Below are 18164 nucleotides of genomic sequence, written 5' to 3' on the forward strand. Positions count from 1 at the left end.
CATGTCACTCGCGTGGATGGCTTGCCAGCCCCGGATACTGGACCCATCAAAGCCCACCCCCTCCTCAAACATGGTCTCGTCCAGGTGGCTGATGGGAACGGTAAAGTGTTGCCACATTCCCGGGAAATCCATGAATTTCAGGTCCACCATCCTGGCGCCGTTTTCGCTGGCGAACTTGATTACATCTTTTGGCGTCATTCTTTCCCCCTGACTCGATGACCGTGGACCGTAATCCGATGACCGCTGTTCCGGTTCACAGTTCACGGTTCATGGTTCACGGCAAAACTCGGAGTCCCAATCTGTGAACGGTGAACTGTCAACCGTGAACTAAATGGCTTCTTCGCCCCGCTCTCCCGTCCGGATCCGCACAGCGTCTTCACACGGGATGATAAAGATTTTTCCGTCGCCGATCCGTCCCGTCTTCGCCGCTGCCTGAATGGTCTCCACGACCTGAGCAGATTTACCATCCCCCACCACGATCTCGACCTTGACCTTGGGGAGAAAATCGATGGTATATTCCGCCCCCCGATAAAGCTCCGTGTGCCCCTTTTGTCGACCGAAACCCTTCACTTCACTGATCGTGAGCCCCTGGATGCCGATCTCCGCCAGGGCATTTTTCACCTCGTCCAGCTTGAACGGCTTGATGATCGCTTCGATCTTTTTCATCGTCCACTCCTCAATTTTTAAAACGCATCTCCCACCGAGAGGCAGGAGGACTCTGGCCCCTCCCGGCCTCAATACCACCCCGCAAGGGAGCAAACCCTATGCCAAGCCTTTTTTCGCATCTTGGGACCTCAAAATCCCCGGAAATTTCACGAGAACCCAGGACCAATCGCTTTTCTCTTTCCCTTCTCACCCCCTTCGTTCATGCACACGGATTAGGCATATATCTCTCCGTTGCCTGTTTTAACAGCACGATTCCATTATAGCAGTCAGCCGTCAGCGGTCCGCAGAACGGTTCACGATCCACGGTTCACAATTGGTGGTTCGTGATTAGTGAATGAATGGTGCTTGGTGGTTCATGTGCTAAGTCCGTGAACTGTCAACTGTGAACCGTGAACGCTTCTGCGGTCGTCGGTCAACGGTCAGTAGTTAGCGCGGCATCTCGCAAATACTGCGCCGCTTCTTCCGGCGGCGTCGGGTTGATGTAGATACCGGTCCCCCATTCAAAGCCGGCCAACCGAGTCAGTCTCGGTGTAATCTCGATGTGCCAATGGTACTGCACCGGCTTCTCCTGTCGGAAGGGAGCGCTATGAAGCACGAAATTATACGGGGGGTCCGACAACAGGCGCTCTATCCGGTGCAAGGTCTCCTTCAGGATGCGGGCGAGACTCACATACTCTTGTTTTCCGATATCCTCAAAGGAGGCCTCGTGCGTCCGCGGGACGATCCAGGTCTCAAAGGGGAACCGTGACGCGAAGGGTGCCATGGCCACGAAATGATCATTTGCTGAGACCACTCGTCCCCCATATGCGAGTTCCTGTTTGACCATATCACAGTAGACACACCGTCGCTTTTCGGCATAGTACTGCTTGACCCCGTCAACCTCCTCCTGGACCCGCTTGGGGACAATCGGAGTTGCGATAAGCTGGGAATGGGTGTGGTCCAATGACGCCCCCGCAGCCTCTCCGTGGTTCTTAAAGACCAAGATATACTGAAATCGGGGATCCCGCTTTAGGTCGAGGATGCGGTCCCGATAGGCCCACAGGACCTCCTCGACCTTTTGCTCCGGCATGGCGGGTAGGGTCTGATCGTGATCGGGTGTCTCGATAATTACCTCGTGCGCACCGACACCGCTCATTTTGTCGTAGATCCCTTCTGTCTGTCGCTCGAGCTCCCCCTCGATTACGAGGGCGGGGAACTTGTTGGCGACGACCCGGACGCGCCATCCCGGGGTGTTCGGCGCTGCACCATCGTTTCGATAGACCACGATCTCTGGCGGGGTCTTTTCTTCATTCCCTGGACAAAACGGGCAAAAGCCCGGCCGCGGGGGGCGAGGCTCCGTCCCGAAATCGGAAGGACGCTTCCCTCGCTCCGTGGAGATGATCACCCAGGAATTCGTGACCGGATCTTTCCGCAGCTCCGGCATAAAAGGACATGCCTCCCTTTTAGTGAACCGAGCCAAGCAGCGTGACCACCGCTTGCTGCACAGAGAGATCGGACCCGTCGACCGTTAAGGTCGCGGTGTGGGTCACCCCGTCCCTCGCCCCTGCGTGGAGGATCGCTTTAAGCATCACTGCTTCTTCCTGCGGCGTGTGCAAGAGGCGGTGGCCGGTCAGGGCCTGGAGGCAGGTCACCACGCCGTAGGCTCCCCAGTTGGAGATGGAGCTCACCACGAGCGCATCTGCACGGATGTCACAGCCAATACTCCCCCGGCAGGGACACCGACACCGCCCCGAGCGCAGCGGGGGTCTGACGTGGGGACCGAAGAGGTGGCCGAAACCCACCTCGTTGCCCCGATCCCCAACCGCCACGGTGAGGATGTCCCGGTCTTTGGCTCCATCAAATAGCCCCCGAACCGAGGCATGGCGCGCAGAGACATCCCGGCCCCGCATGTCGTGGACCACTCCCTTGGGGTTCGGACCAAGCTTCTCCACACTGATGATCGCCCTTGGCTGAAGCTCCTCTAGAAAGCGATATCCTGCCTCCTCCTCGCCACACGGAAAAGCAAGGAGGGGATAATCCGCCCCCATCACTTCCAGCACCGCCCGGAGTGGTCCCAGATTTCTCTCTTCCGAAATCAAATAAGGCCGAGCCCCCAAGCCCTGATGAAGGGCCCGCGCTAGCACCGCCACTCCCAGCGGACCGTCGGTCTCGCCGGAGGGGAGCTCGGGAGGACCCCCTGCGCCCGTGAGGAGCAGCGAGGCATCACCTGACCGGACCCCCTCGGCCAGCCGCGAGGCAGCCAGCGAGGTCAGCGGAACCTTTTGCAGACGCCGCGCCGCTCGATACAACCGCTGGACATCCCCTCCAGAAGTGCCTCGCGGAAGGATACAGATCTGGTCCGCGGCCGCTCCGAGTTTTGCGATGCTCCCCAATGTTTCACCCTTTCACCGCACGGTCACCCGAGCTCGAAGACGATTGCTCACCTGTCCCCTCTCATCGATGACAAAAACCTCGTAGACCCGGGTCCCGCCGAGCTCCTCCAGTTGCCTGTCGGGGTCCACCGCGCCTCCTTCATATCCGCGCGTCTGGGAGCGGAGGGGGGCAGAGCGGCGTTCAATACTGATGGTGATCGTCTCCTCTGCCGTCCCCTCCGATTGCCCTAAGTAACGTCCGCGGCTGATTATGGTGTACTGAAGCCCAGTGGCCAATGTAAAGTCCGCGACCTCCCTTTTCAGCCCGAGGTAGACATCTATGATATCACCGTCGATATCTCGAAAATCGAAAAGTAAGGTCACCTCCCCTCCTCTATCCACCACGGGCGGCTCGATCCGGAAGTTGGTGATGCGGGGGACTCCAGGACCAGGTGCCGTAGGCTGTAATTCTTTCTTCGCACAGCCACCGTAGAGTCCCATGAAAATAACGATCGCAAAGATTGCCAGTCTCCTTGCCGCTTGTCTTTTCATCTGGTTGCCTCCGTCACCCTCCCGTAGCCCCCTCCTCCGGGGGTGCGAATGCTGATGACCTCTCCGGCACCGACGCGAATGTGAAATTTGGAACCGAGGGGCCTTTCCTCACTCGGGGTCATGAGGATGCTCTCACCCGCCTGCCCTGATTCTCCTCCGTGGAGTCCATAGGGCCGAAACCGCCTGCGGTCCGAAAGGAGGCCGACCGTGGCCTCCGTCAGCAGCTGAAAATCACGGCGGATTCCATCTCCCCCACGATACTTCCCCTTCCCTCCCGATCCGCGGCGAATCTCATACCGGAGCACCCGGATGGGATAGGCGTGTTCCAAAGCCTCAATCGGCGTATTCCGTGTGTTGGTCATATGGGTCTGTACCGCATCCAGGCCGTCTCGTGTTGGCCGTGCTCCCATCCCTCCGGCGATGGTTTCGTAATAGGCAAAGTTCCGCCCACGCTCGGGATCATAGCCTCCGATCATCAAGTTGCTCATAGTCCCGGCGCTAGCCGCGGGGATGCGGTCGGGCAAGGCCTTGGCTAACGCCCCGAGGAGCACGTCCACGATTCGCTGCGACATTTCGACATTCCCACCGGCCACGGCCGCGGGAGGCACGGCGTTGACGACGGTCCCCGTCGGAGCCACGACGGTCAGCGGGACCATGCAGCCGGCATTCGAGGGGATGTCAAAATCCACAAGACAACGGAAAACATAGAAGACCGCCGACAGCGTCACCGCATACACGGCGTTCACACTGCCAGCTACCTGCGGCGAAGTCCCGGTAAAGTCGATAACGGCTTGATCCCCGGTCACGGTGACGGTCACGGCGATTCGAACGGGCTCGGTCGTGATCCCATCATCGTCCAGGTAATCTTCAAAGGAGTAACGGCCGTCCGGGATGCGCCGGATGGCTTCTCGGGTCATCCGCTCGGCGTACGCCTTGAGTTCCTCCATATAGTGAAGCGTCTCGTCCGCTCCATAGCGAGCCACGATCTCCAAGAGCCGCCTCCTGCCTGTCTCATTCGCCGCTAGTTGGGCCTCTAGATCTCCTTCCCGCTCCTGGGGGGTCCGGACGTTGACCAAGAGGAGATCGACGACATCCCGTTGCAGCGTCCCGCCCTCCACCAGCATGACTGGAGGGATCCGTATCCCTTCCTGAAAAATCTCGGTCGCCATTCCCATGGAGCCGGGGGCCATTCCCCCCACGTCAGCGTGGTGTGCCCGGTTGGCGACAAAGAAGAGGGGGGAGGGGCCTTCATCCCCGAAGACAGGCGAAATGAGGGTGATGTCGGGGAGATGGGTCCCTCCACGGTAGGGGTCATTCAGGATGATCGTATCTCCCGGGCCGACGTGTCTTCCCTCCATGGCCCCCTTCACCGCCAGGGACATCGACCCCAGATGCACGGGGATGTGGGCCGCCTGCGCGATCATCTCTCCCCCTCCGTCAAAGATGGCACAGGAGTAATCGCGGCGCTCCTTGATATTGGGAGAGTGTCCGGTCCGACAGAGGGCAACACCCATCTCTTCGGCCACCGAGGCGAGGAGATTCTTGAAGACTTCGAGTTTGATCGGGTCGTACCTACCCACGCGATGCCCCGTGCGGTTCGTGATTTTTGAGGAGGAGATTCCCCTGCGCGTCCACCGTTGCCTCCCACCCTGGTGCGATGAGCGTGGTGGCACTCATCTCTACCACCAGGGCTGGCCCAGCGATCCGGTTGGCCGCCCGCAAGGCTTCTCGGGCGTAAACGGGGGTCTCCACCCAATGGTCCTCCAGAAAGATCCGTCTTGTGCCGACGCTGGCCGATGCAGCATCCGCCGACCCCTCCTCAACCCTGGACAGGGGTGGCTTGTCTGCTTTGCCCCTCACCCGAAGGCGGAGCGTCACACTCTCGGTCTCCCGAGCGGGATTGGCGTAACCGTAGCTTCTCCGGTGCACCTCGTGAAACCGAGAGGCAAAGTCTCTTCCGAAAGGGACGCGTAGTTCGTAGGACTGTCCAAGGTACCGCATGTCGACGAAGGCCTCCGTGGTGATCAACCCCTCGGCCACCCCCTCGTCTTTCATCTCGCGGAGCCCTTGCTCCTTCAGCAGGCTCACGATGGCTTCGATCTCCTCGAACGACGTGGTGGTTGTCGGCCGTAGAATCGTCTTGGCGTAATCCTTCACGACATCGGCCACCAACATCCCGTAGGCCGATAGCAGTCCCGCATGCATTGGCACCAACACCCAGGGGATGGAGAGGGACCAGGCCAGGGAACAGGCGTGCAGCCCTCCCGCGCCACCGAAAGAGACCAGACAAAACGCTCGGGGGTCATATCCGCGCCCAACAGAAATGACCCGGATCGCCTTTTCCATGGCAGCGTTGGCCACCGTGATGGTCCCCTCGGCCAGTCGAAGCGGATCGAGCTTCACCTGTCGGGCGAAATCGTTCATCGCCGCCTCGGCCCGCTCGACATCGAGCCGCATCTTCCCGCCGAGGAAGCGGTCCGGATCCAGTCGTCCCAGGCAGAGGTGCGCATCCGTGACGGTGATCTGGTCTCCCCGACCATAGCAGACCGGTCCGGGATCGGCCCCTGCACTTTGGGGACCTACGCGCAGCGCGCCACCCTCATCGATCCAGACTAACGACCCGCCCCCTGAGCCTACAGTGTGAATGTCGAGCAAGGGAACCCGAAGTGGCAGGCCTCCCACGGTGGCCTCCGTCGTGACGCTCAGGTCACCATCGACGAGGGAGACATCGGTAGAGGTCCCGCCCATGTCAAACGTGATCGTTTTGTCAAAGCCCGCATGCTTTGCGACGGAGGCGGCTCCCACGACGCCCCCCGCCGGACCCGAGAGGATGGTCCGGACCGCCTCCTGGCGGGCCGTGGCCGCAGAAATACTCCCACCATTGGATTGCATGATCCGGAGACGTCCCTCCCCGATCTCCGCCTCGAGACGGCCGAGGTATCGCTCCATTAAAGGCGAGACGTAGGCGTTTACAACGGTGGTCGCGCACCGCTCATACTCTCGGTACTCCGGGAGAATCCGGTGAGAGGCCGAGACCGGAATCCCCAGTTCCAATGCGCGATGCAGGACTCGGGCCTCGTGGCTTGGATTGGCATAAGACGAAAGGAGGCAAATGGCGACCGATGCGACCTTCTCCTTGGCCAGGCGGTCCAAGAGAGGACCGAGACTTTCCTCATCGAGGGGCTCGAGAACCTTCCCTCGACAGTCCACCCGCTCTCGAACGCCGAACCGAAGGGAACGTGGTACCACGACAGGATGACGTTCAACCATGAAATCGTAGAGATCGACTCGATTCTGGCGGCCGATCTCTAGCACATCTTCGAATCCGGCCGTGGTGATCAGGGCAACCTTCGCCCCCTTCCGCTCGAGGAGGGCATTGGTCGCCACGGTGGAGCCATGAACGAGCTGCCACTCCTCCCGTCCCGCCGCCTCGTGAGAAAGCCCCTCGAGGACGCCGCGGGCCGGGTCAGGATGGGTCGACAGAACCTTCTGAGTCCAGAGCCTCCCCCCGGCCACAAAGACGAGGTCGGTAAAGGTCCCTCCCACATCCACGCCGATCATCATCATCTGTCAACCTCGCTAGAACCTCCTCCGTCATCGTCGGCGAGATCGGTAATGAACATATGGCCAGGCGCATGGGTGATCATGAGCTCGGGTTTCGCATGCATGGCGACTGCCTGCGGGGTGACACCACAGGCCCAGAAGACCGGATGTTCACCTTCATGAATCGAGACCGGGTCACCGAAGGCAGGATGGTCGAGGTCGGAAATGCCGATCGCCTGAGGGTCCGCCACATGGACCGGCGCCCCGTGAGCCAGCGCGAAGCGAGAGGTGACCTCCACCGCTCGGGGGATGAGGGAAGCTGGGATCGGACGCATCGAGACCACCAGCGGTCCAGCGAAGACGCCGGCCGGCTGGCAGGAGCGATTCGTAATGTACATCGATACATTCCCGCCTTCTTCGAGATGCCGGACCGGGACACCTGCCTTTTGGAGCGCAACTTCAAAGGTGAAACTACAGCCCAAAAGAAAAGCAACCAAATCGTCCCGCCAGACGCCGAGAAGATCGGGTATTTCCTGCTCCAGCTCGCCGTCTCTGTAGATCCGATATTTCGGGAGATCGGTGCGCAGGTCCGCGCCCGGTGCAGTGGTTCTCGGCTCGACGTCGCCTGGATCGGTCACCTCCAGCAGGGGACACGGCTTGGGGTTGCGGTGACAGAAGACGAGGAAGTCATACGCTAAGGCCTTCGGCAGGACCACCAGGTTCGCCTGAACGTATCCATCGCAGCAGCCGGCCGTCGGACCTTGCCACTTGCCGGATCGGATCTTTGCTCGCATTGCCTTCGGATGGAGCGTATTGGAAAGTAGCATCCTTGCCTTCCGACCCCCTTGGTATCCCGGGGTGGAGACCCTGCAAATTGCGGCTTGCCTACCAGGACTTCTTGCTCTTGCTGATCAGGATGGTGGTGGTGTACCGCCGGGTCTGGCCCCGCTCGTCGGGGATGAGAGAGCCGCCGGGGAAGTGACTCACCACCACCTCGAGGTCCGGCACCGCCGCCGCCTTGTCACTTTTCAACACGAAACGGTAAATCTCCATCCCCTCGGGGTCCCGAGTGTACTCAGGTTTTTTCCCTATCTTCTGTTCATAGAACCTGGCCACCGAAATGGTGACATCGTTCGAGGCAAAGAGATGCCGGGCAGCCGGTCCTTCGGTAAAGCTTTGGACAAATGTAGCCTTGGGATAAATGGGGACACCAAGATCCTTTTCCGAGGGTCTCTTCTGGGCGGGGACTAAAACTGAAACTCCCAGGAGTAGCACGAAAGCGAGAGCGGCCACGGATCGCTTGACGAGATTCATTCCCTCCCTCCTTTCCGCGCGGTGGTGTCCCCGTGAAGCCAGAGGCGACAGGACAGCTACCCCGGCATCCCTCTCAAGATTAGGGTCGAGATGGCCGCCACGCAAACTTTTTTTGGCGAGGGAGAAAGACCAAACAGAGGAAGGAGGGGGCGGGTCTCTCAGGACAACAGATCTGGCGGATTGCCCCGCACCCCTGAACTCGCCAGCAGGACTACCCGGGTTATCCCAAGTCCTCGGCCGTCATCCGAGGACGCACCGGCTGCACTGCCGCTGCCTCCCACCACGCGGAGATGCGCTTGGGTTGAGCTACGACCGCTGGCCTCGTGTAGACACCAAAGAGGCTATGGGCACAATCTGGACAGTAGGTGGTGCCCTCGGGGGTATACCCACATGTGGGGCAGCACAGTCCACCACAATGAAGACACCCCCATTCTTCCAAGATCGACCGCAACTCTAGTCCGCATCCACACATCTGGGCCATCAACTTTCTCCTTTGCAAGTGCCTGCGCATCCTGTGTTCAAAAGTCACGGGCCGCGAGGGACCCCGCGGCCCGAAAAAAAAGCCACGAGGCAGCGTCTACCCCGTGGCGTAATCAGAAAGCCCGTAGCAAAGGCGTTACGGGCCGCCCGCCGAGGGGCAGACGCACCGTACACCTACTACTACCGCAATAAAGATCTGATTGATTCCTGGCACCAACGGGCTCCCTTCAATTAAATTAGTGAAATCAATAACATGCGCCTGCTTTACTGTCAAGCATTTTTTCACGAGCCTCACCGCCCTCCCGGATGTCATCCGTACCTCTCGGATGGGACTAGCGTGTCCCACAGAGGAAAGAAGGCCCCAGCAGTTTCCGATCAGCGAAAACAAAAAGTTGGAGTGAGCAGACGATCAGCGGCAGGACAAGTGTGTCCCTGCTTTCCCATCGGTTATGATCACCAAACCCTTTGAAAATGGAATGTTAGTCCTCGTTGGATCATTGGAACAGGTGTTGCTTTGATCCTCAGGTGGGTGATTGTCTGTGGAGGAGCTTCCCACACATGCTGTCTCGTTTCGAGACGAAGGGGGGTATCATGAGTCCCAGAACAGAGCACGCAAAAGCGCCAGGAGTAATTCGGCTCATTGAGCTCGTCGGCGTTTCAGACAAGAGCTGGAGCGACGCCGCCCAGCAGACAGTCGCGCGTGCGTCCAAGACCTTGCGCCATATCACCGGGGTCGATGTACTGCACAGCACGGCGGTTGTTCGAGAGGGAAAAATCGTTGAGTACCACGTGACTGTGAAGGCGGCGTTCATCGTGGAGCCGGCTGAGATCGAGGCCGTCTAGGCGGGGCGTTGCCGTCACCGCGCCCCCGATGCGGTGCGGGCGCATGAGTCAATCCAGGTGCCCTTCTGGATCATACTGACCCGGGAGGGCGTGCACTTTCACGAACCCTTACCCCGGATTTCTTGCCTTTTTTGAATACGCTGCCGCCGCTCTTATCAGTACGTTGAACAATTCCAGGTGGCGCTGATCTCCGAGGGCCAAACGCTCGGGGTGCCAGTGCACCCCCAGGACAAATGGAGTTCCTGACACTTCGATTGCCTCGATCATGCCATCAGGGGAAACTGCGCTCACCCTGCAGGCTTGGCCCAGCGCCTTGACCAACTGATGATGGCGGCAGTTCACACGCAGAGATTCTCCCCCGAATATTTGGTGCAAGAAGGTCCCGGGCGTCAAGGTGACTGAGGGCATCTCTCCTCCTTGTTCCCAGGTCCCGTCATGGAACTCCATGGCGGTATCACAATAGGCCAGATCCTGGTACAAGCTCCCTCCTAACGCCACCGCGATAAGCTGCATCCCCCGGCAAACCCCCAAGACCGGCATCCCGCGCTCGACGGCTCCCCGCAAGAGCTCGATTTCGAAAAGATCCCTCTTTTCGTCGATGGTCCCACACTTTTCGAGGACGAATTCTCCATAAAAAGAGGGATGAATATCTTCTCCACCAGAAAAGAGCAAGCCATCGGCGAAATCGAGATACGACGTAATGAGCTCGCGATCGTATCCCGGAGTCGGCAATATGTATGGCACCCCGCCACTTTCCGCCACGCACCAGGAGAAAGCACCCCGCACCTTATCTTCGTGTTCGGCCCCCTGCTCCCCGAGGGGATGCCTCCCGCTGGTAATACAGATGCGCGGTTGCACCGACGGACTTCCTTGATTGATCCCGCGAGTCTCTCCCGTCACGACCGCTCCTCCACGGCTCACTCCGTGCTCGGTCCAGAACTCCTCAGAACACGGCCCGCGCGGACGTCGGTATGCTCCCCTTCCTCGACCGTGATCATGCCATTGACGAGAACGTAGCGGATTCCGTCAGGGTATTGGATCGGGTCTTCGTAGCTCGACCGATCCCTCACCGTGTCAGGGGCAAAGAGCACCAGGTCGGCATAGCAGCCGGCCGCAACCAGGCCCCGACCTTTGAGCCCAAAGCGACGACAGGGATCAAATGTCATTCTCCGGATGGCGGTGGGAAGCTCGAGTAGTCGCTTTTCGCGAACGTACGCCCCTAACACCCGCGGGAAGGTGCCGAATGTGCGGGGGTGAGGCCGGCCCCGGCTCAGTGGACCGACATGGGCCCGGGTCCCGCTATCCGAGGCGACCATGACGTAGGGCCGGGTTAAGATCCGCTGAAGGTTCTCTTCAGACATGGTGAAAAAGATGGCGTCCACCCGTGCCTCCTCTTCAACGAGGAGTTCACAGACGAATTGCACCGGTTCCTTCCCGGCCAAGGCCGCCGCCTGATTGACCCGCATCCCCTCAAAGCGCTTGTTCTCCTCACGGGTCACTTCGGCGATCATGATCTGATCCCACCGCTTATCAGCCAGCTCTAATCTCAGTCGGTCTCGAACCACGGGGTCCCGCAATTGGGCCACCTGCTCCTCCCGCCTCCCCTCCAGCGCCCACGAAGGCATGACCGCCTGCAGCTGGGTGTTCGAGGCGGTATAAGGATAGCGGTCGGCGGTCACATCCTGGCCTTGCGCCCGCGCCTCCTCAATGAGGTGCAGGGCTTCCGAGAGTTTCCCCCAGTTGCGCTCGCCGGAGGTCTTGAGGTGGGAAATCTGGAGGGGGACGTCAGCCTCCCGAGCCACATCGAGAATCTCCCGGATCGCCTCCAAGAGCCTCTCACCCTCGCTCCGCATATGGCAGGTGAGCACACCCCCTTCTTCGCGAGTGACCCGGGCCAACGCCACCAACTCCTCGGGCTGGGCAAAGCAAGCTGGGGCATAGATGAGGCCGGTGGAGAGGCCCATGGCCCCCTCCTGCATACCCTGCCGGACCGCCCGGATCATGGTCTCCATTTCCGCAGCATCAGGTGCTCGCGCGGCCCCTCCCATGACTGAGCCCCGGATCGTGTTGTGGCCGAGCAGCAGACCGAAGTTGATGGAGACCGTCTCGGTGCTGAGCCTCTGGAAATACTCTTGCACCCCTCGCCATTCGTGATCGAGGCCATAAAGCTCCCGGCAAGTCCGGGCCCGCTCCTCCCTCCATTCCCCCCAGATCGGCGCTGCAGCATAGCCGCAGTTGCCCCCGATCTCCGTGGTCACCCCCTGTCGAACGGCGCTTTCCGCCCGCGGATTCAGGAGCAGAAAGTAATCGGAGTGGGAGTGCACATCGACGAACCCGGGACAGGCAATCAGTCCCTCTGCCCGAATGACCCGCCGCCCGTCGGTTTCAGGGACCTTCCCGACGGCGACGATCCGATCCCCCTCGAGCGCGATGTCCCCGACGTAGGCGGGTGAGCCGCTACCGTCGACGATGCTTGCTCCCGTAATGATCAGATCGAACATAACCGATGACCGTTTACCGACGACCGTTGTTTTGGTTCACAGTTCATGGTTCATGGTTCACGGTAAAACTGGGAGTCCCAATCTGTGAACTGTCAACTGTGAACCGTGAACCGTTCTGCTGACGGCTGATAGCTGACTGCTTTTTATCCATCAGAGGAGAGTAATCCTCCGACGGTATTTCTCCTCCAGTCGGCGGTTGTGTTCGTCTCCCCCCGGAAGATTGGCGCTCAGGTACACCGGTGGGATCAGGTCCTCGGCGAGGTAGCGTTCCACCACACGGCAGATGACACGATTCATCAGGAAGATTCCGGCGATGGCCGAGGTCGGGCCGACCTTGCCGCTCCATTTGGGATAGGACACGGCGGCATCTCCCGATTCTCCACAGTTATCCAGGCACAAATCGGCCACTTCGAAGAGGCGCTTGCCGCTCGGGTGCCGGGCCGGAACTGCCTGAGAGTGGGCCAGCGACGTCAGGGCAATCACGAAGAGCTCCCGCTGCTTGGCCTCGAGGGCAACCTCTACCGGGACCGCGTTGATCCCGGAGTTCGACACCACGATCAACACCTCCCCGCCCCGAAGGTCATGACGGTCCAGGAGGATCGATGCCATCCCTGAAAGCCGCTCCATCTTTCTGCTCACTGCCGGAGGGGCGAGCGGAGTCAGAAAGATCTCGTGAATCAGATTGACCGGGACCAGCCCGCCCGCTCGATGAAAGGCCTCCTGCGCGACCGCGATGGAATGGCCGCTCCCGAAGACATGCAGGACGCCCTCCTGTTGGAGCGACCCAAAGATCACTCCAGCCGCCTGCTCCAGAGCTTCTCTCTGGGTCTCTTCGATACGCCCGAGAATCCTGAGCACAGATGTCGTGTACGGGTGCTGATCCATCAGTCTCTCATGATCGGAGCCCCGAAAAGCGCTTGCCGGGAATGATCTTTCCCAGAGGAACCGCTTGTCTCGCCCCTGTGGCAGACGGAAGGTTCCCCGCCTGTCCAGTAAAGGTCAGGTAGGCCAGAACGGCAAACGCCGTCGCCTCAACCGCCTGGGTCGGAAACCCCAGATCATCGGTGGTCAGGACAGGCCGGGGCTCCAAACGCGCCTCCATGGCACTCCTGAGCCAGCGGTTACGGACACCGCCGCCGCACAGCAGAATCTCGTCCACAGCCTGCCGGGGAAAGACGTAGACTTCAAGGCTGCTGGCGATCCCCTCCACGGTGAGCGTCGAGACCGTCGTGACCAGATCGGCTGGAGGGATTCCCTCCGGGCCCGCCTCGGCCAGGATCTCCTCCACCATTCGAGGCCCAAACTCTTCCTGACCAGCACTTCGGGGGGGCGGACGCTGGAAAAAGGGGGATAAGAGGAGTCGCTGTAGAAGGGTCTGATTGACCTTTCCCGAGGCCGCCCAGGCCCCGTCGGCATCATATTCTAAGGTCCCCCCACTCAGTCGTCGGACCACTCCATCGATCAGGACATTGCCCGGCCCTGCATCGAAGGCCAAGATCTCGGCCACGGAGGCACCGGGGGGGAGCAGAGTCAGATTCGAGATTCCGCCCAGGTTTACAACCGCGCGGCACCGCTCGGCATGTCGAAAGAGCAGGTAATGAGGATAGGGAGTGAGGGGAGCCCCCTCGCCCCCGGCCGCCATGTCTCTAGGCCGGAAGTCCGCCACGGTAGTAAGCCCGGTCCGCTCAGCAATGACGGAGGGCTCACCAATCTGAAGGGTCGAGTGAACAAGGAGATCCCCCTCGGCAACCGGGGTTGGAAGATGGCAGATGGTCTGGCCGTGAGACCCAACGAGGACCGCCTCGGCCGGGGAGAATCTGGCCGCCTTTAAGAGATCGAGCGCCGCCTGTGCAAACAGCTCCCCAAGCAACACGTTGAGATGACAGACCTCACGGAGGGCGTCAGCATGCGCGGGAAGGCGAAGAATCCGTTCTCGAATTCCCGGGGGATAGGAACGGTGCTCACAGTGGAGAAGCGTTACATGCGGGTGGTGGGCTTCTTCGGTGATCTCCACAAGGGCTGCGTCGATCCCGTCCGCCGAGGTCCCGGACATGAGCCCAATGACCTTCAGGGACGCCTCCCTCCTGCAAACTCGGCCTTCACCCGGTCCAAGGCGTCGCGGTCTCTCAGCAGATCAAGGCCGGTGAGGGCCATGGCCCTGGCCGCCAAGAGCATCCCCTCCTCCCCGGCAGACGAGCCAGAGGCCACCGCGAATTCTGGCATGTGGCAGCTCACCTTGGGACCGCAAATGGTGATGGTGGGTTGGAGGGTGGGAACGACCTGGCTCACGTTCCCCACATCGGTGGAACCCAGTTCCACATCCTCGGGACCCTGATCGACCTCAGCTCCTAGGGCCTCGAGATTCTGTCGAAAGAGTTGCGCGAGGCTATAATTGATCTTATGAGGGTGGTAGTCATGCCCCGCCCGTTTTACTTGGTATGTGGTCCCGGTCGCGCTGGCGGCCGCCTCGAAGCAGCCGAGGACCTTTTGGTAAAGCTCTTCCAGGTACCCCATGTCTAACGCGCGGACGTAGAAGAGGGCCGCCGCATAATCCGGGATAATGTTCGGTGCCTTCCCGCCATGGGTGATAATCCCGTGGACCCGGGTATCGGAGCGGAGCTGCTGCCGCAGGGCATTGATGTTATTGAAGGTGAGAATGACGGCATCGAGGGCGTTGATTCCGAGATACGGGAGCGCCGCGGCGTGTGCGGCCTTGCCGAAGAACTCCACCTGGACATCCCGCATCCCCAGGGCTTTCTTGACCATTTCGGTCCGGTTGCTCGGGTGGACCAGCATGGCGGCATCCACCCACTGAAACAGCCCGGCCTCCACCAGCGGGATCTTGCCTCCTCCCTTCTCCTCGGCCGGGCATCCCACCAGGAGCACGCGGCCAGGAATCTGAGCTAAGCGAGACTTCAGGGCCAAGGCAGCCCCCACCGAGGCTGACGCAATGAGATTGTGACCGCAGGCGTGGCCCATGCCCGGAAGGGCGTCGTACTCGGCGAGGAAGGCGATGGTGGGTCCCTCACCCGAGGCGTAGGTCGCGGTAAAGGCCGTCGTGAGCCTTGCCACGCCGCGCTCCAGGGAGAAGCCGTGCTCTTCCAAGGTCCGGATGAGGAGCTCAGCCGCCTGATGCTCTTCGAAAGAGAGTTCGGGATTAGCGTGGAGGAACCGGCTGATTTGCAACAGTTCGGGGCTGAGCCGATCAACCTCCTCGATCAGTGCCTGCTTCAGGGGATCCAGCATCCATCTCTCCCTGCGATTGAACCTCACCCGCAAGTTACTGAAAATATACCACGAAACGCCCGCCAAAACAATGCGGGACACGGGCTGGAGGCCACTACACTCTTCGGCGCCCACAGAACCGTGGTGCAGGACTAGACTTACTCGTACAGCGAAGCGTCCGGTATCTTTTCTTTGAACAAGCGGATCTGCGGGGAGATGGAAGGCAGAGCGTGGGTGCCAGGGGCGGCGTTTATGAGGAGGTTGAGCGGCAAGGGGTCGGGAACGGGAACCTCCGCCCCGATAAATGGGGAGCTCTCGTCGAGACCGATGGAGAGGCGTGTACCGAAGGGCTCATAAGGAAGCAACCCTTCGAACCGCACGCCGTTCATGGTGGCACTTCCCTGGATCTCCGGGAATGGGAGGAACGACTGGTCCCCCTGCTCCTCTTCGCCCAGAAATTCGTAGGGCTGCAGATGCACCTTTGGTTCTCGATCCACCCGGTCCTCGGCAGGGTCTCTGGCGAAGAGGAAGGCGGGCAGATCAGGCTGCCCGGCGAAAAGCTGTGCCGCATCCTCGGGCTCCTGGGACGCTTCCTGGTACACGCCTTCCCGGAGCATTCGGAGCACTCGCTCCGCGGTGAGGCGATCGAGATTGTAGACCTGCGACGTGGTCCCCTCAGGGCCCTCAAAGGTGATAACCAGCCGGCCTGACTCCAGCAGGGCGACACCATCGGCTGCGATCTCGCTGTTGTCTGGATCGTCGTCCAACAGTGTTGGCTTGAGTCGAAGCCCCTCGTGGGCCACGGCCGGATGCTCCTGTAAGAACTCCTTGCTCAACCGTAGCCCCTGATATTGCGGTGCCAGGAGACCTCGGAGTTCCCGGCCGGCTTCCCGCGCCGCTTCGGTCTCAGGATAATTCTGCAAGATCGTGAGGAATTGGCCCGCTCTCTGGGCGGGTGGAGTCTGAGCGGCCCGCCCGAGCAAGATGTCGGCAACCCGCCCTTGGAGCTCGCGGATCTCGTCCGGATCGGCCTCGGCCTCACGGTAGTAGTAAAGGGCCCGGTCAAAGCGCTCCTCCTTCTCATACGCCTCGGCCAGCAGCAGACAGACCTCTCGGTAGTGAGGGTCGCCTCGCGGGTGCTCGCGTAGGTATTGCCCCGCCGCCTCGATGATGGCGCTGCGGGAGACAGGATTCCCGGTCAGAACACGGATTCCCCGAATACCGACACCGGCGGCGGTCGCTGCCGCCATCGGGATTGCAGCCGGTGTCCCGTAAAGGAGGATGGAGGTGGGACTGTGGATGACGGCCTGCTCTAGCGTCTCTCTCCCTCCCAGGATGTAACTCAGCGTGTCCTTGAAATGCTGTCGCTCCGCGGCACGGATCGCGACCAGCTGATTATACTGGGGATTGTCCAGGAGGAGACTCGCCCGGGCCTGCCGAGAGGAGGACCGGCCGCTTCGAGACACATCCTGCAGCGTCTGGTGTGCCTTTTCCTCTTGGCCCTCCAGTTCGTAGGCGAGGGCGAGGACATCCACGGCCATATCCCAAAGGGGATCCGCTTGATGCCGGTTGGCTAACGTGTTTGCCGCCGTCCGCATCCCGGTCGGGTGCCGCCTGGTCGTGGCCAGGAGGAGGTTGTAATACAGGACCTCGTCTGACGCGTCTGTAAGCGGAGGTAACTCCGGTCTACTCTTCAGCGTCTGCACTTGGCGGGCCCGCTGCTCCTGGCGCAGCCCCTCCACCTCATGCATCCTCTGGTCAGCGGCATCGGAGACAGAATCTAGGGCGAGGGCCGACTCGAAGTGGCGCTCGGCCGTCCAGAGATCCCCAACCTCGAGGGCCTCCTCACCTCGCTCGATCTGTTGGACCAGGAGTGTCTCACGCTTCTTGGCTAGAAGTCGGGCCACGTCCTTTTCGACCCTTTCGACCTCAGGGTCCTCGGGATGCCTGACCAAGAATTGCTGGTACAAGACCAGGGCCTTCCGTTCTTCTACGCTCATCGCATTGAAGTCCCCGAAGTGGAGCAGCACCTCCGCAGCAGAGTCGACCGCCGGCGCCATCAGGGGATCCAAGACAAAGCTGGTCAGATTGATCGACCGGAGCAGGCGGTTCAGAATCTTGCCCACGCGATTGACGACGCTCTTATGGTATAGCTCGTCCGCTTGGGAGAGTTCGTCCTGTCCAAGTCGCCACGAGATCAAGGCCTCGTCCTCGGGCCCCGAGGCTTCATCTTTTGCTTGCTCCTGCGCCGCGAGGAAAGCCTCCCGGCCGGTCAGTGTGCTGTGGTAGAGGTCCCGTAGACTGGCAGTGAGTCCCGTCTCCGGCCGACCTTCCCGCCGTCGCGCCTCATCCTCACGGCGAAGGGCATCGAGATGGGCCCGGACGGATTTCTCGTTCCCCAGATAAGCATCGATAATGGCCCTTGCCACTTCATGATCGATCTCATCAGGGTAATAGCGAGGTGGGGATTTTTCCGCCTCAAATGGGGAGGCAGGCGAAGGCTGTTTGGGAATATCCGGGGTGTTTTGGAGAGAGGGAGGATTTGCAAGGACCGACGGCAGCCCAAGGGGAACCAACATCAAACACGTTCCGACCAGGAACGAAATACTCCAGGTGCCGGGCCGATCTTTCCACCTCTTCATTCCGCCTCCTACCCCGGATTATTCACATAGAACTGAATAATCTGCCC

The 18164-nt window shown here is 60.6% G+C and carries 17 protein-coding genes; 1 reads left to right on the forward strand and 16 read right to left on the reverse strand.

Features of this window, described 5'->3' with window-relative positions:
* The 10 genes from O6929_04060 to O6929_04105 form a co-directional block, all read right to left on the reverse strand.
* A partial coding sequence (locus O6929_04060) for a glutamine synthetase (protein ID MCZ6479571.1) occupies positions 1–198 on the reverse strand: 198 nt, incomplete at its 3' end.
* 129 nt (positions 199–327) lie between these two features.
* Positions 328–666 carry a P-II family nitrogen regulator gene (locus tag O6929_04065; GenBank protein MCZ6479572.1) on the reverse strand — a complete coding sequence of 113 codons (339 nt, stop codon included), beginning with the start codon at positions 664–666 and terminating at the stop codon, positions 328–330.
* A 412-nt stretch (positions 667–1078) separates the two neighbouring features.
* Positions 1079–2089, reverse strand: coding sequence for a galactose-1-phosphate uridylyltransferase (gene galT / locus O6929_04070; GenBank protein ID MCZ6479573.1), 1011 nt, complete (start codon positions 2087–2089; stop codon positions 1079–1081).
* A gap of 19 nt (positions 2090–2108) precedes the next feature.
* A complete protein-coding gene (locus tag O6929_04075; GenBank protein MCZ6479574.1) occupies positions 2109–3038 on the reverse strand; it encodes a DUF4392 domain-containing protein in 930 nt (309 codons plus the stop codon).
* 12 nt (positions 3039–3050) lie between these two features.
* Positions 3051–3569, reverse strand: a complete 519-nt coding sequence (locus O6929_04080) for a hypothetical protein (GenBank protein ID MCZ6479575.1) — start codon at positions 3567–3569, stop codon at positions 3051–3053.
* Positions 3566–5149 carry a hydantoinase B/oxoprolinase family protein gene (locus O6929_04085; protein MCZ6479576.1) on the reverse strand — a complete coding sequence of 528 codons (1584 nt, stop codon included), beginning with the start codon at positions 5147–5149 and terminating at the stop codon, positions 3566–3568. Before O6929_04085 ends, O6929_04080 begins: the two co-directional genes overlap by 4 nt.
* Complete coding sequence (locus O6929_04090) at positions 5142–7136, reverse strand: hydantoinase/oxoprolinase family protein (GenBank protein MCZ6479577.1); 1995 nt, start codon at positions 7134–7136, stop codon at positions 5142–5144. Before O6929_04090 ends, O6929_04085 begins: the two co-directional genes overlap by 8 nt.
* On the reverse strand, positions 7133–7939 hold the full coding sequence (locus O6929_04095) for a putative hydro-lyase (protein MCZ6479578.1): 807 nt from the start codon (positions 7937–7939) through the stop codon (positions 7133–7135). Before O6929_04095 ends, O6929_04090 begins: the two co-directional genes overlap by 4 nt.
* A gap of 58 nt (positions 7940–7997) precedes the next feature.
* Positions 7998–8426 carry a hypothetical protein gene (locus O6929_04100; protein MCZ6479579.1) on the reverse strand — a complete coding sequence of 143 codons (429 nt, stop codon included), beginning with the start codon at positions 8424–8426 and terminating at the stop codon, positions 7998–8000.
* A 220-nt stretch (positions 8427–8646) separates the two neighbouring features.
* Positions 8647–8907, reverse strand: a complete 261-nt coding sequence (locus O6929_04105; protein ID MCZ6479580.1) for a hypothetical protein — start codon at positions 8905–8907, stop codon at positions 8647–8649.
* 590 nt (positions 8908–9497) lie between these two features.
* On the opposite strand from O6929_04105, the gene O6929_04110 reads away from it, so the two are divergent.
* On the forward strand, positions 9498–9749 hold the full coding sequence (locus O6929_04110) for a dodecin family protein (protein MCZ6479581.1): 252 nt from the start codon (positions 9498–9500) through the stop codon (positions 9747–9749).
* Between the two features lie 108 nt (positions 9750–9857).
* On the opposite strand, the gene O6929_04115 is transcribed toward O6929_04110, so the two are convergent.
* The 6 genes from O6929_04115 to O6929_04140 all read right to left on the reverse strand — a co-directional run bounded on the left by O6929_04115 (position 9858) and on the right by O6929_04140 (position 18117).
* Entirely contained in the window at positions 9858–10649 is a 792-nt protein-coding gene (locus O6929_04115) for a gamma-glutamyl-gamma-aminobutyrate hydrolase family protein (protein MCZ6479582.1), read from the reverse strand.
* Positions 10650–10666: 17 nt separating this feature from the next.
* On the reverse strand, positions 10667–12250 hold the full coding sequence (locus O6929_04120) for a D-aminoacylase (GenBank protein MCZ6479583.1): 1584 nt from the start codon (positions 12248–12250) through the stop codon (positions 10667–10669).
* Positions 12251–12400: 150 nt separating this feature from the next.
* Positions 12401–13135 carry an SIS domain-containing protein gene (locus O6929_04125; protein ID MCZ6479584.1) on the reverse strand — a complete coding sequence of 245 codons (735 nt, stop codon included), beginning with the start codon at positions 13133–13135 and terminating at the stop codon, positions 12401–12403.
* A 7-nt stretch (positions 13136–13142) separates the two neighbouring features.
* Positions 13143–14303: an anhydro-N-acetylmuramic acid kinase gene (locus tag O6929_04130; protein MCZ6479585.1), complete on the reverse strand. Its 1161-nt coding sequence runs from the start codon at positions 14301–14303 to the stop codon at positions 13143–13145.
* Positions 14304–14317: 14 nt separating this feature from the next.
* Positions 14318–15496 carry a M20 family metallopeptidase gene (locus O6929_04135; protein ID MCZ6479586.1) on the reverse strand — a complete coding sequence of 393 codons (1179 nt, stop codon included), beginning with the start codon at positions 15494–15496 and terminating at the stop codon, positions 14318–14320.
* Positions 15497–15633: 137 nt separating this feature from the next.
* A complete protein-coding gene (locus O6929_04140; GenBank protein MCZ6479587.1) occupies positions 15634–18117 on the reverse strand; it encodes a hypothetical protein in 2484 nt (827 codons plus the stop codon).
* Between the last annotated feature and the right edge of the window lie 47 nt (positions 18118–18164).

The organism is Candidatus Methylomirabilota bacterium, from assembly GCA_027293415.1.
Lineage (GTDB): Bacteria > Methylomirabilota > Methylomirabilia > Methylomirabilales > CSP1-5 > CSP1-5.

What these genes read in the sequence shown, in the direction of transcription:
- galT (MCZ6479573.1), bottom strand. Translation starts at nt 2,089, where the DNA reads ATGCCGGAGCTGCGGAAAGATCCGGTCACGAATTCCTGGGTGATCATC.
- O6929_04110 (MCZ6479581.1), top strand. Translation starts at nt 9,498, where the DNA reads ATGAGTCCCAGAACAGAGCACGCAAAAGCGCCAGGAGTAATTCGGCTC.
- O6929_04100 (MCZ6479579.1), bottom strand. Translation starts at nt 8,426, where the DNA reads ATGAATCTCGTCAAGCGATCCGTGGCCGCTCTCGCTTTCGTGCTACTC.
- O6929_04135 (MCZ6479586.1), bottom strand. Translation starts at nt 15,496, where the DNA reads ATGCTGGATCCCCTGAAGCAGGCACTGATCGAGGAGGTTGATCGGCTC.
- O6929_04080 (MCZ6479575.1), bottom strand. Translation starts at nt 3,569, where the DNA reads ATGAAAAGACAAGCGGCAAGGAGACTGGCAATCTTTGCGATCGTTATT.
- O6929_04120 (MCZ6479583.1), bottom strand. Translation starts at nt 12,250, where the DNA reads ATGTTCGATCTGATCATTACGGGAGCAAGCATCGTCGACGGTAGCGGC.
- O6929_04125 (MCZ6479584.1), bottom strand. Translation starts at nt 13,135, where the DNA reads ATGGATCAGCACCCGTACACGACATCTGTGCTCAGGATTCTCGGGCGT.
- O6929_04095 (MCZ6479578.1), bottom strand. Translation starts at nt 7,939, where the DNA reads ATGCTACTTTCCAATACGCTCCATCCGAAGGCAATGCGAGCAAAGATC.
- O6929_04090 (MCZ6479577.1), bottom strand. Translation starts at nt 7,136, where the DNA reads ATGATGATGATCGGCGTGGATGTGGGAGGGACCTTTACCGACCTCGTC.
- O6929_04065 (MCZ6479572.1), bottom strand. Translation starts at nt 666, where the DNA reads ATGAAAAAGATCGAAGCGATCATCAAGCCGTTCAAGCTGGACGAGGTG.
- O6929_04130 (MCZ6479585.1), bottom strand. Translation starts at nt 14,303, where the DNA reads ATGTCCGGGACCTCGGCGGACGGGATCGACGCAGCCCTTGTGGAGATC.
- O6929_04105 (MCZ6479580.1), bottom strand. Translation starts at nt 8,907, where the DNA reads ATGGCCCAGATGTGTGGATGCGGACTAGAGTTGCGGTCGATCTTGGAA.
- O6929_04140 (MCZ6479587.1), bottom strand. Translation starts at nt 18,117, where the DNA reads ATGAAGAGGTGGAAAGATCGGCCCGGCACCTGGAGTATTTCGTTCCTG.